Raw genomic sequence first — 15,245 nt, forward strand, 5'->3', positions numbered from 1 at the left:
AAGCACTACGACGACCTGATCCGCACCTGCGCCGACCGCCTCGAGGCGGCCTCGCCCGACGTCGACGCCGAGGGCCGGGACTACGGCACGCTTCCGGTCGAGGAGGGCGCCCACGTCCGCGGTCTGAACACCGAGACGTCCTGGGGCGCCAACGACGTCGCCCTGATGTCGGTCGGACGGGACGGCAGGACCGTCACCGTCGTCCAGTGGCAGCAGATGGACGACTTCACCGACGCACCCGTGGCCGCCTTCAAGAAGACCACGACCACGGCCGTCAACAAGCTGTACTGACCGGCCCGCCACGAGAGCTAATGGATCAGGGCGTTCAGCATGATGATCACTAGGCCGATCAGCATGTCCAGGCCCCCTGCCCGGCACGAGGACGGCCATCCCTGCCCGGCCCTGCGGGCGGCCCAGGTGCCCAGGCCGAACAAGGCGACGGTGTTGAACAGCAGGGCCGTGTCCACCGCAGTGGCCTCCGCCCACCACCCGGCCACTGCGGCAAGCAGTACCCCCACCGTGGGCAGCACGGCGGCGACCAAGGGCCACTCGGCGAACACCGACCGCAGTCTGCTGGTGGTGGCTGCCCCGTCGCCGGACGCACGCTGGGCGATGACGTGCGCGTACCCATGGGCGGCACCGGACGCCAGCGCGGTGATCAGCACCCACAGCGCGTCCGCACCGGGATCGGCCTCCTCCCCCGTCGCGTCCAGCGCGGCCGCCATGGCACTGGCCAGCACCAGTCCGTAGATGCCGCTGAACAGCCACTGCTCCGACGGCTGTCGCCACAGGGTCTCCCTTGCCGCGACGCCCTCGGGGCGGTCACGGTCGGCGCGATCGGGCATCGCATCCCCTCGGTGCGCGAACAGGGCTGCCACATGCTCGCCCCGCCTGGCCGCAGGGAACACGCCACCACGCGGGGTGAGCATGATGGTTGTGCCCGAAAGGAGGCCAGGTCACGGGTGCCGGATGCCGTACCGGTTTCGACCGGTGATGTCCCTCTCAGCCGTCGCGCTCCGCGCCGACGAGGACGAAGGCCACGGTGGCCGGATGGTCACTGCGGTTGCGCCAGGCGTGACGGGTGCCGTTCTGGATGACGAGGTCCCCTGCCGAGAGTGGGGTGCAGTGGCCGTCGTCGAGTTCGAGGACGATGTCGCCCCGCAGCACGATGCCGTAGTCCACGGTCGGCGTCGTGTGCATGCCGTCGGGCTCGAAGAGCTCCGCGAGGCCGGGTGAGTCGGCCAGGGCTTCCTGGCCGTAGGCGACAGGGTCGAACGACGGGTCGGCCATCGCGCTGTCCGGAGGGAAGGTCAGGACGATGAACCGCGTGCCGCCGGGCGCCGGGAGGAGGCTGGTGACCTTCGGTGTGGGGTCCTCCCCCGCCCGGCTGACGGGCTCGCCGGGCTCGGTGGCCCACGGCAGCCGGGACACCCAGCCCGGCAGGCTGGTGAACTCCCGGCTGCGCGGGACGGGGCCGTCGCTGACGACGACCGACCTGCCGTTCTCGTCGTGGCCGGTGACGACTCTCCGCATATGTCTCTCCCTCGGTCGGGTCCGCCAGGTGCGGGAGCCCCTACGAATTGGTTCGGTCAGTCGAGCTGGTCACTGCCGGGTCGGGCCGGGCTCTCGAACGCGGCCGCCCAAGCGTCCAGGACGTCCGCCACCGTCGGGGCCGACGCCCGCAGCAGGACCGCCGCGACCGTGCGGACGAACTCCCGGTGCCGGTCGTCCGTGAGGTACTCCGCCGGCGACTTGCCGTCCACGCGTGCGAGCAGCAGCGCCGGCAGCAGTGACGCGACCCGCGCCTCCAGAGCCGGCCGGGGTTCCCAGTCGACGCATCGGAGGTACTCCTCGACCAGCGCCCGGGCGGAGTCGAGGAGATCGGCTCGGCGCGTGGGTACCACCAGGCTCTTGAGGAGCAGATGGTTGGCGCAGAAGGCCAGGTCGAAGGCGGGATCTCCGTACCAGGCGCACTCGGCGTCCAGGAGGACGGGCCCGGCCGGGCCGACGAGGATGTTCTTGGGGCTGACGTCGCCGTGCACCAGGGCCAGGTGGGTCGTGGCCGTGCGGTGGGCGAGGCCCCAGAGGAGGTCGCTCAGAGCGGGGTGCGCCGCCGCCGTGGCCAGCAGGTACGGCTCGATGCGCAGCGCGTCGAAGTTGTCGTCGGTGGCGAACTCCTCGGCGAGGGCGGCATCGCCGGCGCTCGCCGCGTGCAGGGTCCCGAGCAGTTCTCCGACAGCCGCGGCGGTCGCCACCTCCACCTGGCCGCCGAACAGCTGTGCCTTCCACACCGGGTACCGCTCGGAGGGCAGGAACGCCATCGCGAAGAGTCCGGCCTCGGCGTCGTGTGCCAGGAGCTCCGGCACGTTGTCCGGCCGGTGCCGGGAGGCGAACCGCATCCACGCCCATTCGTAGGCGTTGCGGGAGACCGGTGCCTGCCAGTCGGCGGCGACCCTGAGCTGGGCGAGGGCTCGCTTGACGCACAGGGAGCGTCCCGGCAGGTCCACCCGCCACAGGTCGGACGAGACGCCGCCGGCCAGTGGCGTCCAGCGTGCGGCCTCGCCGGACACGGTGAGCCTGTGGGTGAGGAGGAAGTCGGTGAGTGAGGTGTCCGGCGCCGGTTCCGGGCCCCCTTGCGTGGCGGACGCGGTCATCGCGGGCCGCCCGAACCGGCGGGCAGGTCCTGGGGGCTGTTGCAGGGGTGGGCCGGTGTCTCGCCCTCCAGGATCCGTACGACCTCCTCGGCGGCTCTGCGGCGCAGCTCGGTGACCGAGGCGTCGGAGGAGAAGGCCACGTGCGGGGTGAGCAGAGCGCCCGGCTGGGCCAGCAGTCCGTCGGGGACGTGCGGCTCGCTCTCCAGGACGTCGAAGGCGGCCCCGTCCAGGTGCCCACTGGCGAGCGCCTTGATCACCGCGTCGGTGTCCACCAGGCCGCCCCGGCTGACGTTGACGAGGAGGCCGCCGCGCTGCATCAGCGCCAACTGCTCGGCTCCGATGAGGTGGTGCGTGTCCGGTGTGAGCGGCACATGGAGGATCACCACGTCGCTGCGGCGCAGCAGTTCCTCCAGGCCCACCATCTCGACTCCGGGGGCGTCCTTCGGCGGGTACGGATCGTGGGCCAGGATCCGGCAGCCGAACGCGGCGAGGCGGCCGGCGGTGGCGCGTCCGATGCGCCCGTAACCGACGACGCCGCAGGTCAGCGTCGACAGTCGGCGCAGCCGGGCACTGGCGGGGTTCCAGTGGCCCGCGCGGACGTCCCGGTCGAACACGGCCAGTCCCCGGGTCCAGGCCAGCACCATGCCGACGGCGTGGTCCGCGACCTCCTCGACGCAGTAGTCGGGCACGTTGGTGACCCAGACGCCCCGGTCGGTGGCCGCCCGCACGGCGATGTTGTCGAGGCCGACGCCCAGCCTGGCCACGATCCGCAGGTCCGGCGAGGCGCCGATCGCGGTGGCGGAGACGGGTGCCCAGCACGTCAGGATGCCGGCGGGCCGGTGCTCGGCCACCAGGTTCTCGATGGCTTCGGCGGAGGCGGGCTCGGCGGGGCCGGTCACCAAGGTGTGGCCCGCCTTCTCGATGACGGATCGCTCGACGGCGTCGTCGGGCCAGGCGTAGTCGGTGAGCAGCACGGTGCCCGGTCGGCTCGGTCGGTTCATGGCAGGTCGTCCTCGCAGAGTCGTACGGCCGCGGCGGACGGTCGGGCTGCGCGCCCGGTCGCGTCCGGTGAGCGGGTTGATCGCCACCCGGGAGGGCGGCCGACGGCATGTCCGATGGGCCGTCGGCCGCCTGGGGGTGGCTCGGTGGGGGCGCTGGTCTCGTCGGTGCCCGCCGACTTGTGGTCGGGCAGGCGCCGCGGTACGTCCCTGGAGCGGATCACGGGATCCCAGGACATGTCGGATCACTTTGTCACAGCCACGCGATGCTAACGATAGCATTCAGAGTCTTCGCCACGTCAAGAGTGCGACGCACACCCGATCGCCGCGATCGAGCAGCAGACCCATTTCCGGGCGGAGGAACCGCGCCACCACGGAGAAAACAAGGGGTGGCGAAGAAAAGCGGTGTGCGCGTCTTGACGCGCCCGGTACTTCCCTTCATGGTTTCTGCCAGCGCCGACCGTGCGACCGAGAAGTGTCCGCACGAAGTCCGGTTGTCGAAGACGCCATAGCCACGGACGTCCCCGACGGGCGATACACGGCTGAATTCCGTATGCGGTGTCCGACCGCGCAGGAGCCCGCCCTCGCCCCCTATTCCGCCGGTCGACGGCACAGAGCCGCCGTCGACACCGGTCCGTGTTCTGCTCGCCGCTTCTCTCATCGCCCGTACGGCCCCGTACCGGCGATGCGTCCGCCGCGGCTCGCCGTGGCCCATTCCCCTTCAGGAGCCGCTATGACTCAGGCAGCGCAAGTCGACACCACCGCGGTGTCCGCCGAAACCCAGGAAAGCGACCGGCGTGCCCTTTCCCGCCCCATGATCGGCGTGGGATTCCTGCTGATCGTCCTCTCCTACATGGTCAACGCGATGGACCGCCAGGTCTTCCCTCCCCTGCTGCCCAACATCCGCGAGGAGTACGGGTTCTCCCTGGAGCAGGGCGGGCTGTTGGCGACGAACTTCACGCTCGGCATGGCCCTCGCCGGCCTTCCCGCCGGTTATCTCCTGGACCGTTTCCGCCGCAAGACCGTGCTGCTGGTCAGCATCGTGATCTACTCCCTGGGCACGATGGCGACGCCGCTGGCGACCGGTTTCGCCGACATGACGGTGTACCGGGTCGTCTCGGGTTTCGGTGAGGGCATGCAGTCCGCCGCCATCTTCGCGGCGATCGGTGCCTTCTTCGCCCAGCGGCGCGGCCTGGCCTTCGGTGTGATCGGCGTGGGCTACTCGATCGGTGTGTTCATCGCGCCGCTGATCGGTGTCGAGCTGATGAGCATGCACGGCACCTGGCACTCGCCGTTCTACCTGTTCGGCGCCGCCGGACTGCTGATCGCCGCCGTCTCCCTGTTCCTGGTGAAGAGCGGCCTGACCGAGACCTCCGTCGAGAAGGTCGCCTCGACCGGGACCTACGCGTACATGCCGGCGTCCCCCTACAACCGCAACACCGTCGCCCTGGCCGTTCACGCGGTCATCAGCGGTGTGGCCATCTACGGATTCCTCGGTCTGTACCCGACGTTCCTCATCACCTCGCTGCACTACGCCCCGACGCAGGCCGCACTGGCCATGAGCTTCCTCGGCTTCGGCGGCATGACGGCGGTGTTCGGCGGCTGGCTCGGCGACCGCTTCAACCAGCGCAACCTGCTGATGGTCGGCCTGCTGGGCGTCTCCGCCATCAGCGTGTGCATCTACACCACACAGGCCGCGGTGGGGCCGCAGTGCCTGTTCGCCTTCCTCATGGGCGCCTTCGGGCTGGGCTTCATCTATCCCAACACCAACAGCGCGATGCAGCGGGCCGTCCGCCCCGGCCAGATCGGACGCGCCTCCGGCCTCTTCGTCACCGGCTACTACGGGCCGGCGGCCTTCTCGGGGCTGCTCTTCGCCGCCCTGGTGGACTCCTTCGGCTGGGCCCAGGCCGGACTGCTGCAGGTCACGGTGCTGCCGCTGCTGGGCGTCATCGCCCTGGCCTTCGTCCGCACCGCGGAGTTCAACAACGCGGCCCGGTAGCGACCGGCCCACCGCGCTTCCGCCACGGTGGTGCCCCGGGCTTCCGCCCGGGGCACCACCGTGGCGTGTCCGTGTCACCGGCGGGGGCCGTCGGCGCGGCGCGGACATGCCACGGGGCCTGCTCACCGCTGGGCGGTGGGCAGGCCCCGGTGCGTGGTCGCCCGGCGGGCGTCCGCGTCAGAGGCTCTCGGCCACGACAGGGTTGCGCAGGACTCCGATGCCCTCGATCTCCACCTCGACCTCGTCCCCGGGACGGATCGGCCCGACGCCGGAGGGCGTACCGGTCATGATCGCGTCACCGGGCAGCAGGGTCAGATAGCGGCTGAGGTAACTGACGATGTCGGGGACGGCGAGCAGCAGGTCGGCCGTGCTCGCCGACTGCGTGACGGCCCCGTTCACCCGGGTCGTGAGTGTCAGCGCCGAAGGGTCGAGTTCGGTCGCGATGACCGGTCCGAGGGGAGCGAAAGTGTCCTGCCCCTTTCCGATGAGGAGCGCACCGAACGCGCTTTCCCTGCGCTGGACGACGCGGTCGCTGATGTCATTGCCGCACGTATAGCCGAGGATGTACTCGTGCGCCTCCGAGGGCTTCACATGGCGGGCCCTTTTCCCGATGACAACGACCAACTCGCCTTCGAAGTGGATGAGTTCGCCATCCGCCGGATAGACGATGGCATCACCCGGGCCGATGACCGCCGTACTGGGCTTCATGAAGCACACGGGAACTTCCGGGACCTCACGATCGGTCTCGTCGATGTGTGAGGCGTAGTTGTAGGCGAAACCGAAGATCCGGGGCTCTTCCAGCGGCGCGAGAACGACGGCGTCACCGAGGTCGTCGACGCGCCCGGTGGGGGACAGTCCGGTGAAAGGGTCCCCCTCGAATCTCGCGATTCCGGCATCCCCGGGAAGGAGTTCTCCATAATGACGCACGCCCTCGGCGGCATACCTGATGATCCGCACGGACACCTCCGTAGCCAGGCAGCCACAGACGGCTGCACGATCCCTTCAGCAATGCTAACGTTAGCACGCACTGTCGATCAGCCCCGCACCTCCCTTCTCCGGCCACGGAGCGCAACATGTGCGCTATCGTTGGCACACGGAAAGTGACGGACGGGAATCAGTCAGCTCTAGGGGGCCTCAGATGGTCACGACCAAAGACATCGCGGAACGCCTCGGTGTCTCCGTCTCCACGGTCGGCCGCGCCCTCGCCGACGATTCCCGTATCAGCGAGGAGACCAAGTTCAAGGTCCGCCAGGCCGCCTCCGAGATGGGGTACGTCGGCAACCGCGCGGCACGGATGATGCGCGGGGCGTCGAGCAACGTGGTCGCGCTGGTGATCCCGGACATCCGCAACAGTTTCTACTCGACCATCGCGCACGAGCTGTCCAAGAACATGGAGGCCGAGGGCTTCCAGCTGATGCTCGCGGAGACCGACGACGACCGGATGGTGGAACTGCGCCATCTGCGGGAGCTCTCCGCGACCCGCGTGGCAGGCGTCATCATCGTGCCCACCGCGCGCCCGCACGGCGACTCCGTCAAGCTCCTGCGCACGGTGCCGCATCTGCAACTGCTGCGTCGCCACCCGTCGCTCGGCTCCCAGTGGTTCGGCGTGGACGACCACGAGGCGCTGCGCCGGGCAACGGGCCACCTGGTCGCCGAGGGGCACACGCGGATCGCGTACATGGGCGGTCCCGAGGAACTGCCCACCGGCGCGGAGCGTCTGAGCGGCTTCCGCGGCGCACTGCGCGAGGGCGGCCTGCCGGACGACGCGGGACGTGTGGAGCTGGGCCCGCCGTCGTCCGTGGAGCACGGCCGGCGGACGGTGCGCCGGCTGCTGAAGGGCCCGGACGCCCCTACCGCACTGGTGCTGGGATCGATCCAGCTCACCCGGGGGGTGCTGGAGGAACTGTCCGCGCAGGGCACGAAGGTGCCCAGGGAGCTGTCCGTGATCGGTTTCGGTGACGAGCCGGGGTTCTCCTGGTGGGGGCCCGGGCTCACCACGATCGGTCTGCCGATCCAGGAGATGGCCACCGGCTGCGCGCTGTGGCTGATGCGTCGCCTCAAGACCACGCCGGACAACGACGGCCCGTACACCTCGGTCTCCCCCGGATCGCTGATCCTGCGCGGCAGCACGGCACCTCCTCGCCCGAAGGCTTCGCCGAAGTCCCGCTGAACCGCGTCGGCCCCACCGGCACACGAAGGCGCCCGGAGCCAACCGCTCCGGGCGCCTTCGCCCGCACCCGTCGAACGCGCCGGTCGGGTCAGTACGTCCCGCCGCGCAGCCGGCGCATGACGCCGGCGGTACGCGCGAGTTCGTCGAGCACCTGCTCGGCCGCGCTCTCGTGGATCTTCCCGGGCCGGAACACTCCGTCCTCGACCAGCTCGTTGACGAACGGGATGCTCACGGTCGGGCCGATCGGCAGCATCCTCAGGTTCGCCACGACCTGCTTGCCCATCTGCACCGCCCGGGTGCCGGCCGAGACGCCTCCGTAGCTGACGAACGCGGCCGGCTTGTGCTGCCACTCCACCACCAGGTAGTCCCACGCGTTCTTCAGCGGGGCGGGAAAGCCACCGTTGTACTCGGGGGTGACGAAGACGAACGCGTCCGACGCCTCGACGATCCGGCTCCACTCCCGGGTGTGGTCCCGCGTGTATTGCCGCAGGGCGGGCGGATGCGGCTCGTCGAAGAAGGGGAGGGCGAGTTCCCGCAGGTCGACGGTGTGCGACTCGAACCGGTCGTACTCCGCGGCCCGGGTGGTGAACCAGTCCGCGACGGACCTTCCCACCCGCCCGGGGCGAGTACTGGCCACCACAGTGGTGAGGGTCATCGGCGTCACAGAGGTTTCGGCTGCCATAGCGGGCTCGCTCTCCTTTCGCCACGCCCCGGTCCGGCGGGCCCGCCCCACCTGTGCTGTCCGTCCATCCAGGCGGCGCGGGCCCGCCGGAGTCCTTGTCGGAGCGGGATCGTGCGAACGATAGCATTGACCGTCGTCCGCACCAAGAGATCTACGTCGCACGGCGACCTGAGAGAAATGACGAGCAGCCTGCCTCTTGACATTGCCGTCGGCAGTTCGCACGATTGCGCTATCGTTAGCACATATCGACGGGGAGATGTACGAGCCTTCGCGCGCTCTCGGCGCCGCCGTACCTCTCCCGTCGTGCGGACGCCCCTCCCCCGACGACAGGCACGGACTCCCCGACGGTCGTCCGGTCGTCCGAACTCCGAAAGGTTGCACCGCATGTCAGATGCGCGGATCGCCAAGCTCCAGGGCCGCAGAGTGTGGGATTCACGCGGTCGGCCGACCGTCGAGGTAGAGGTCCACCTGGCGGACGGCGCGATCGGGCGGGCCATCGCACCGGCGGGTGCCTCGACGGGCCAGGGCGAGGCACTCGACCTGCGCGACGGCGGCAGTCGCTTCGGTGGGCTCGACGTCCAGGGCGCGGTGGGCTCGGTGAACCACGAGATCGCGCCCGCACTGACCGGCCATGACGCGATCGACCAGGAGACGGTCGACCGGCTCCTGGTGGATCTCGACGGAACCAGCGACCGCAGCCGTCTCGGCGGCAACGCCATCGTGGCCACGTCCATGGCCGTCCTGCACGCCGCCGCCGCGTCGGCGGGCGTACCGCTGTGGAGGCACCTGGCGGGCGATCGCCCGGTCCGCATCCCCCTGCCCGAGATCCAGATCTTCGGCGGCGGCGCCCACGCGGACCGCCGGGTCGACGTCCAGGACTTCATGGTGATGTGCCCGGCCGCGGGCAGTTTCTCGGATGCCCTGGACTGGACCGCGGAGATCTACCGGGCCGCCGGAAGCCTGATGCGCGCGGCCGGGAAGGCCCAGGGCGTGGCGGACGAGGGCGGCTTCTGGCCCGCCTTCGACTCCAACGAGGAGGCGCTGGAGACGCTGACCCGCGCCATCGAGACCGCGGGCTTCACTCCCGCGACCGAGGTGGGCATCTCACTGGACGTCGCGGCGTCGCAGTTCGGCAGCGGCGGGCGGTACACGCTCGCTCTGGACGACCGCACCCTCGACACCGAAGCCCTGATCGACATGCTGGGCGACTGGATCGAGCAGTATCCGATCCTGTCCGTCGAGGACCCGGTGGGCGAGGACGACCACGACGGCATGCTCGAATTCACTCGGCGCCATGGACGACGCTGCCAGGTGATCGGCGACGACTACCTGGTCACGAACGCCAAGCGGGTGGAGGCCGCGGCCGGCGACGGCTCGGTGAACGCCGTCCTCGTCAAACCGAACCAGGCCGGGACGATCACCGAGGCGTTCGAGGCCCTGCGTGCCGGAAAGGAAGCCGGCTTCGGCACGATCGTCTCGGCGCGTTCCGGCGAGACCGAGGACATCACCATCGCCCATCTCAGCGTCGGCTGGGACGCCGGCCAGCTGAAGGTGGGCTCGTTCACCCGCTCCGAGCGCATGGCCAAGTGGAACGAGGTCCTGCGCATCGAGGAGTCCCTCGGCGCATCCGCTGAATTCAGCGGGTGGTCCGCATTCACCTTCACCGGATCCGATGCCCTGACGGCCGAACCGTAGATCCGGGCCGTCACCGCAGAGCCGAAAACCAGCCGCGCGACACTGAAATCAAGCCAGCGCCCCTACAGAGCCGATCCGAGCACGGAGACCAGCATGCTGCCACCCGTCAATCTGCGCCCGAGTTTCAACATCACCCGCTCCAGCCATGTCCGGCTCACCGTCGCCGATCTGGCCGAGAGCCGGAACTTCTACGTGAACGTGCTGGGACTCGTCGTCAGCGACGAGGACGAGCGCACCTGCTACCTCCGCGGTCTGTCGGAGGCCTGCCACCACAGCCTGGTACTGGAACAGGCCGATGAGGGCGAGGGGGCGGGCGCGGGCTCGTGCCGGAGAATCGGTTTCCGGGTGTTCTTCGACGAGGACCTCGACCTCGCGTACGACTGGTTCCGTGAGCGGGGGCTGCCCGCCGAGTGGGTCGACGCCCCGTACCAGGGCCGGACCCTGCACGTCAGCGACCCCATCGGTACGCCGCTCGAACTCTGTGCGCACATGGAGACCCGGCCGAGGCTGCACATCGACTTCCAGCTCCACAAGGGCGCGCACGCGCAGCGGCTGGACCACTACCAGACCTTCGCGCCGGACACGTACGAGCTATGCGCGTTCTACGGCGAACTCGGCTTCCGCAACTCCGAGTACCTGGCGCACGGCGACAAGCTGCTGGGCGCGTTCATGTACCGCAAGGGCACCTGTCTGGACCTGGCGATCGTCGAGAACACCGGTCCCGCCCTGCACCATTTCGCGTACACCGTCTCCGAGAGCCACGACATCTTCACCGCCTGCGACTTCGCGGGGATCCAGGGCTACGGCGAGGGCGTGGAGCGCGGCCCCGGTCGGCACGGTCCGGGCGGGATGCTCTTCGCCTACCTCCGTGACCCCGACGGGCACCGGGTGGAGGTCTTCAACAGCCATTACCAGACGATCGACACCGAGATCGAGCCGGTCCGCTGGGACGCGGGGTCGCTGAGCACCAACGCGCGTTGGGGCCTGCCGGCGCTGGAGAAGTGGTACTTCGAGGCGTCGCCCTTCGCGGGGGTCAAGCAGATTCCGCCGGCCGAGCCGCCGAAGCCCATGTCGCTGGAGCGGTTCCTGCTCGAGCAGTCCCGGTCCACCCGCTGATCCGTTCAACCCCCGAGGAGAGACCATGGCACGCGTCCCCTATCTGCGCCGCGAGGACGCCGACGAGTCGCAGAAGCCCCTGTACGACCGGCTGGAGACCGAACGCAAGGTCCCGACAGCGAACATCTTCCTGGCTCTGACCAACGCGCCGACCCAGTTGGACGCCTTCTTGACCTACGCCAACGCGCTGCGGGCCGCCGACCTCAGCCCCCGCCTGCGTGAACTGGCCATCCTGACCGTGGGCCACGCGACGCGGTCGGCGTACGAGGTCGCACACCACCAGTCGCACGGGCTGAAGGCCGGGCTCAGCGCGGAACAGCTCGCGGCGGTGGCCGACTTCGAGTCGTCCGACCTGTTCGACGCCACGGAGAAGGCGGTCATGCGCCTGGCCGAGGAGTCCACGCTGCGGGTCGACGTCTCGGAGGAGACGTGGCGTGCGGCCGCCGAGCACCTGTCGGACCGGCAGATGGTCGAACTGTCGTTGTCCATCGCCTGGTACAACTCCGGCGTCCGCATCATGGGACTGCTGGGCATCGACCTCGAGGAAAATTACCCGAACCCGTTCCCCAATTCGTAGGGCATTCCTGTTTTCTCCGCGCCCGGCCGCTCGGGACGGAGCAGTTCCAAGGAGTATTTCAATGGCGAAAATGCTCGCTGCACGATTGCACGCGCTCGGTGAGCCGATGTCCGTGGACACGATCGACGTGCCCACCCCGCGGCCGACCGACGTACTGGTGCGGGTCAAGGCGTGCGGGATCGTGCCGAACATGGCCAATGTGATCAACAACTGGCCCACCTGGTACCCGCACCAGCCGCTCCCCAAGCTCCCCGCGATCTTCGGTCTCGACCCCGCGGGTGTCGTCGAGGCGGTCGGGGAGGCCGTCCTCAACACCAGACCCGGCGACCGCGTCTATGTGAGCCCGCTGCGGTCCTGCGGAAGTTGTCAGGTGTGCCGCGGCGGCGAGCTCAGCCGATGCCGCTACTTCACCCTGAACGGCTACTTCAGCACCTCGCGCGACGGCCAGCGGATCTTCGACCTCTACCCCTACGGCGGCTTCGCGGAGTACATGACCGCGCCGCAACACGCGATCGTCAACATCCCCGACACCATGTCGTTCGAGCAGGCCGGCAAGCTCGGCTACATCGGCACCTCCTACGGAGCGCTCCGCCACGCGGCGGCCGGCCCCGGCCAGGTCGCGCTGATCGACGGCATCACCGGCACCCTCGGTGTCGCCGCCACCCTCCTCGCGCTGGCCTCCGGTGTCTCCAGGGTGCTCGGGACCGGCCGCAACGAGGAACTCCTCAAGCGGGTCAAGGAGTTGGCCCCGGACCGGATCGAGGTCATGCGGCTCGGTGAGGGCTCCACCGGCGCCTGGGCGAAGTCCCGCACCGGTGGCGAGGGCGCGGACTTCGTCATCAGCGCACTCGGTGCCAAGGCCCCGGTGGAGACGATGCTCGACTCCATGCAGGGCGTCCGGCGCGGCGGCAGGGTGGTCAACGTCGGAGGCGTCGCCGACCGGCTGCCCGTGGACGTGAAGTGGCTCATGGACGAGCAGGTCCAGCTGATCGGCTCCAACTGGTTCACCACCGCGCAGGGCCAGGAAGTGGCCGACATGGTGGCGACCGGAACCCTGGACCTGTCCTACCTCATCACCAAGCCGTTCCCGTTGTCCGAGGTCAACGAAGCGATCTCCGGACGCGCCACGGACCTCGACGGCGGATTCAGCAACTACGTCGTGATTCCCTGAATCGCGGATCCCCCTACCCACCCCGTGGCGGTCCTGTTCTGCCCTGACGCCGCCGCGGGGTGTCCCAGCGGAACGGAGGAGCCGATGGAACTGCGCTGGTTGGAATCGTTCGTCGTCGTCGCGGAGGAACTGCACTTCGCCCGGGCCTCGGACCGTCTGCATCTCGCTCCGTCGGCGCTCAGCGCCCAGATCCGAGCACTGGAGTCACATCTCGGCGTACGGCTCGTCGACCGGGGGCGCCGCACGCGCCCCGCGCTCACCGGTGCCGGGGCACTGTTCCTCGAAGAGGCCCGGCTGACCCTCGCCCAGGCCGCGCGGGCCGAGGCGGTGGGGCGACGCGCCGGTCGCGGGGAGCTGGGGCACGCCCAGATCGCGTACGTCGCCTCAGCCGCGTTCTCCGGGGTGCTGACCGACGTCCTCACCCGCTGCACCGCCCCCGGCACCGAACTGACCGTGCAGGTGAGCGAATTGGAGACACCTGCCCAGCTGGAAGCGCTGGCCTGTGGGGACATCGACGTCGGCTTCCTGCGCTGGAGGCCGGAGTACCCGCCCGAGGTCACGGCCACCTGCCTGCTCACCGAGGAGGTCGTCCTGGCGGTGCCGGCCACCGCTCCGCTGGCGGCGTACGAGGCGGTTCCGGCGGCACGGCTGCGCGACGAGCAGTTCGTGGCCCCGTACTTCGACGAGGAGTTCGGCTGCCGCGACCAGATCCTCGAAGTGGCGGAGCGCGGGGGCTTCACACCGCGGTGCGCTCCTCCGGTGCGGGACTTCATCGCGGCGCTGACGCTGGTGGGCGGCGGCCTCGCGGTGGCTCTGGTCCCTGACTCGCTGCGCCTCGTGCGCATCCCCGGAGTGACGTACCGTCCGCTGGCTGACGTGACACTGACCACCCGGCTGGTCGGCGCCTACCGCAAGGGCGAGACCTCGCCCGCGGTGCGCGGCGTCATCCACCGGCTGCGGGAGGCCGCCGCCGCCACGGCCACCGTCTGAGGCACCGCTCCACAGCAGGCGTCCGGCACGAGCCGGACGCCTCGTCGGCATGTGCGCACACCCGGCGCGCGGCCTCCAAGACACCGTGGGACGGCGTGCGGAGAACCGTGACGCGCAGTCCGGGCGATGGTCGAGGAGACGTCGGACCGACGCATGTTTGTGCGCGGATGTCGCACCATCCGGGCAGGTCAGAGGGGGTGTGCCCGGCCTACGCTCGACACGACACCACACAGGAGGCGGCGTCGGTCGACCGCCGCCCGACGGAGGGCAGGCAGAGACGCATGACAGCGATCAAGCACGTGGGCGTCGTCGGCGCGGGTCAGATGGGCCGGGGCATCACCGAGGTGTGCGCCCGGGCCGGGCTGCACGTCACGCTGTGCGATGTGACCGAGGACAGGGCCCGTGCCGGTCTGGCGGGCGTGGCGGACTCCCTGCTCTCAGCGGAGAAGCGGGGGGCCATCGCGCCCGACGACCGCGCACACGCTCTGGCCGGCATCTCGGTCACCGGCGACCTCTCCCGACTGGACGGAACGGACCTGGTCATCGAGGCCGCCGTCGAGGACGAGCAGGCCAAGACGGAGCTGTTCCGGCGGTTGGGCGAGGTGGTCACCGACCCCGCCACCGTGCTGGCGAGCAACACCTCCTCGATCCCGATCGCCCGGCTCGCCGCCGCGGCCGGTCGACCGGAGGCGGTGGTGGGGCTGCACTTCTTCAACCCGGTCCCCGTCATGCCGCTGGTCGAGATCATCCCCACGCTGCACACCTCGAAGGCCACGGAAGAGCGGGTGCGTGCCTTCGCCGGCGAGACCCTGGGCAAGCGGACGATCGTCGCGCAGGACCGTGCGGGTTTCGTGGTGAACTCCCTGTTGATTCCCTACCTGTTGGCAGCGGTGCGGATGGTCGGCTCCGGCACGGCGAAGGCCGAGGACATCGACACGGGGATGACCGCCGGCTGCGCTCACCCCATGGGGCCGCTGCGCCTCGCCGACCTCATCGGTCTGGACACGGTGGCGGCCATAGGCGAGGCGCTGTACGAGGAGTACCGGGAGCCGCTGTACGCCCCTCCCCCGTTGCTGCGCCGCATGGTCGAATCGGGTCTGCTGGGACGTAAGTCGGGGCAGGGCTTCTTCAGCTACACGTCGGCCTGAGGGCCCGTCGACAGCCCTCGCGGCCATTCCTGCGTCGCCAGTCGG

14 protein-coding genes and 1 pseudogene are annotated in these 15,245 nt (G+C 69.9%); 9 read left to right on the forward strand and 6 right to left on the reverse strand.

Annotated features, from left to right (window positions below; genetic code table 11):
* Nucleotides 1-291 (forward strand): annotated as a pseudogene (locus tag PUR53_RS16285) (hypothetical protein); the annotation flags it as partial.
* Nucleotides 292-308: 17 nt separating this feature from the next.
* Here PUR53_RS16285 and PUR53_RS16290 read toward each other — a convergent pair.
* From PUR53_RS16290 to PUR53_RS16305, 4 genes are all read right to left on the reverse strand, one after another.
* Nucleotides 309-845, reverse strand: coding sequence for a hypothetical protein (locus PUR53_RS16290; RefSeq protein WP_329894910.1), 537 nt, complete (start codon nt 843-845; stop codon nt 309-311).
* A 157-nt stretch (nt 846-1,002) separates the two neighbouring features.
* Nucleotides 1,003-1,533, reverse strand: a complete 531-nt coding sequence (locus PUR53_RS16295; protein WP_329894911.1) for a cupin domain-containing protein — start codon at nt 1,531-1,533, stop codon at nt 1,003-1,005.
* A 56-nt stretch (nt 1,534-1,589) separates the two neighbouring features.
* Nucleotides 1,590-2,654, reverse strand: coding sequence for a phosphotransferase family protein (locus PUR53_RS16300; RefSeq protein ID WP_329908691.1), 1,065 nt, complete (start codon nt 2,652-2,654; stop codon nt 1,590-1,592).
* Nucleotides 2,651-3,655, reverse strand: coding sequence for a C-terminal binding protein (locus tag PUR53_RS16305; RefSeq protein ID WP_329894913.1), 1,005 nt, complete (start codon nt 3,653-3,655; stop codon nt 2,651-2,653). The genes PUR53_RS16300 and PUR53_RS16305 overlap by 4 nt, the downstream gene beginning before the upstream one ends.
* A gap of 730 nt (nt 3,656-4,385) precedes the next feature.
* On the opposite strand from PUR53_RS16305, the gene PUR53_RS16310 reads away from it, so the two are divergent.
* Nucleotides 4,386-5,651, forward strand: coding sequence for an MFS transporter (locus PUR53_RS16310; RefSeq protein WP_329908692.1), 1,266 nt, complete (start codon nt 4,386-4,388; stop codon nt 5,649-5,651).
* A 177-nt stretch (nt 5,652-5,828) separates the two neighbouring features.
* Here PUR53_RS16310 and PUR53_RS16315 read toward each other — a convergent pair whose 3' ends face one another.
* Entirely contained in the window at nt 5,829-6,608 is a 780-nt protein-coding gene (locus tag PUR53_RS16315; RefSeq protein ID WP_329894915.1) for a fumarylacetoacetate hydrolase family protein, read from the reverse strand.
* Between the two features lie 181 nt (nt 6,609-6,789).
* Here PUR53_RS16315 and PUR53_RS16320 point away from each other — a divergent pair, with 181 nt between their 5' ends.
* Nucleotides 6,790-7,821, forward strand: coding sequence for a LacI family DNA-binding transcriptional regulator (locus tag PUR53_RS16320; protein ID WP_329894916.1), 1,032 nt, complete (start codon nt 6,790-6,792; stop codon nt 7,819-7,821).
* A gap of 88 nt (nt 7,822-7,909) precedes the next feature.
* On the opposite strand, the gene PUR53_RS16325 is transcribed toward PUR53_RS16320, so the two are convergent.
* A complete protein-coding gene (locus tag PUR53_RS16325; protein WP_329894917.1) occupies nt 7,910-8,503 on the reverse strand; it encodes an NADPH-dependent FMN reductase in 594 nt (197 codons plus the stop codon).
* Between the two features lie 384 nt (nt 8,504-8,887).
* Here PUR53_RS16325 and eno point away from each other — a divergent pair, with 384 nt between their 5' ends.
* The 6 genes from eno (at nt 8,888) to PUR53_RS16355 (ending at nt 15,200) form a co-directional block, all read left to right on the forward strand.
* The gene (eno, locus tag PUR53_RS16330; RefSeq protein WP_329908693.1) at nt 8,888-10,198 is read left to right on the forward strand and encodes a phosphopyruvate hydratase; all 1,311 of its coding nucleotides are present in this window, start codon (nt 8,888-8,890) and stop codon (nt 10,196-10,198) included.
* A 93-nt stretch (nt 10,199-10,291) separates the two neighbouring features.
* Nucleotides 10,292-11,314 carry a VOC family protein gene (locus tag PUR53_RS16335; protein ID WP_329894919.1) on the forward strand — a complete coding sequence of 341 codons (1,023 nt, stop codon included), beginning with the start codon at nt 10,292-10,294 and terminating at the stop codon, nt 11,312-11,314.
* Nucleotides 11,315-11,339: 25 nt separating this feature from the next.
* Nucleotides 11,340-11,891 carry a carboxymuconolactone decarboxylase family protein gene (locus tag PUR53_RS16340; protein ID WP_329894920.1) on the forward strand — a complete coding sequence of 184 codons (552 nt, stop codon included), beginning with the start codon at nt 11,340-11,342 and terminating at the stop codon, nt 11,889-11,891.
* A gap of 70 nt (nt 11,892-11,961) precedes the next feature.
* On the forward strand, nt 11,962-13,062 hold the full coding sequence (locus PUR53_RS16345) for an alcohol dehydrogenase catalytic domain-containing protein (protein ID WP_329908694.1): 1,101 nt from the start codon (nt 11,962-11,964) through the stop codon (nt 13,060-13,062).
* An 84-nt stretch (nt 13,063-13,146) separates the two neighbouring features.
* The gene (locus PUR53_RS16350) at nt 13,147-14,052 is read left to right on the forward strand and encodes a LysR substrate-binding domain-containing protein (protein ID WP_329908695.1); all 906 of its coding nucleotides are present in this window, start codon (nt 13,147-13,149) and stop codon (nt 14,050-14,052) included.
* A 281-nt stretch (nt 14,053-14,333) separates the two neighbouring features.
* Nucleotides 14,334-15,200: a 3-hydroxybutyryl-CoA dehydrogenase gene (locus PUR53_RS16355; RefSeq protein WP_329894923.1), complete on the forward strand. Its 867-nt coding sequence runs from the start codon at nt 14,334-14,336 to the stop codon at nt 15,198-15,200.
* Nucleotides 15,201-15,245: the final 45 nt, after the last annotated feature.

The organism is Streptomyces sp. SP18BB07 (assembly GCF_036322545.1).
Lineage (GTDB): Bacteria > Actinomycetota > Actinomycetes > Streptomycetales > Streptomycetaceae > Streptomyces > Streptomyces deccanensis.

Coding starts and splice junctions, on each gene's coding strand:
- eno (WP_329908693.1), top strand. CDS start 8,888: ATGTCAGATGCGCGGATCGCCAAGCTCCAGGGCCGCAGAGTGTGGGAT.
- PUR53_RS16345 (WP_329908694.1), top strand. CDS start 11,962: ATGCTCGCTGCACGATTGCACGCGCTCGGTGAGCCGATGTCCGTGGAC.
- PUR53_RS16335 (WP_329894919.1), top strand. CDS start 10,292: ATGCTGCCACCCGTCAATCTGCGCCCGAGTTTCAACATCACCCGCTCC.
- PUR53_RS16325 (WP_329894917.1), bottom strand. CDS start 8,503: ATGGCAGCCGAAACCTCTGTGACGCCGATGACCCTCACCACTGTGGTG.
- PUR53_RS16305 (WP_329894913.1), bottom strand. CDS start 3,655: ATGAACCGACCGAGCCGACCGGGCACCGTGCTGCTCACCGACTACGCC.
- PUR53_RS16300 (WP_329908691.1), bottom strand. CDS start 2,654: ATGACCGCGTCCGCCACGCAAGGGGGCCCGGAACCGGCGCCGGACACC.
- PUR53_RS16310 (WP_329908692.1), top strand. CDS start 4,386: ATGACTCAGGCAGCGCAAGTCGACACCACCGCGGTGTCCGCCGAAACC.
- PUR53_RS16340 (WP_329894920.1), top strand. CDS start 11,340: ATGGCACGCGTCCCCTATCTGCGCCGCGAGGACGCCGACGAGTCGCAG.
- PUR53_RS16290 (WP_329894910.1), bottom strand. CDS start 845: ATGCCCGATCGCGCCGACCGTGACCGCCCCGAGGGCGTCGCGGCAAGG.
- PUR53_RS16320 (WP_329894916.1), top strand. CDS start 6,790: ATGGTCACGACCAAAGACATCGCGGAACGCCTCGGTGTCTCCGTCTCC.
- PUR53_RS16295 (WP_329894911.1), bottom strand. CDS start 1,533: ATGCGGAGAGTCGTCACCGGCCACGACGAGAACGGCAGGTCGGTCGTC.
- PUR53_RS16355 (WP_329894923.1), top strand. CDS start 14,334: ATGACAGCGATCAAGCACGTGGGCGTCGTCGGCGCGGGTCAGATGGGC.
- PUR53_RS16350 (WP_329908695.1), top strand. CDS start 13,147: ATGGAACTGCGCTGGTTGGAATCGTTCGTCGTCGTCGCGGAGGAACTG.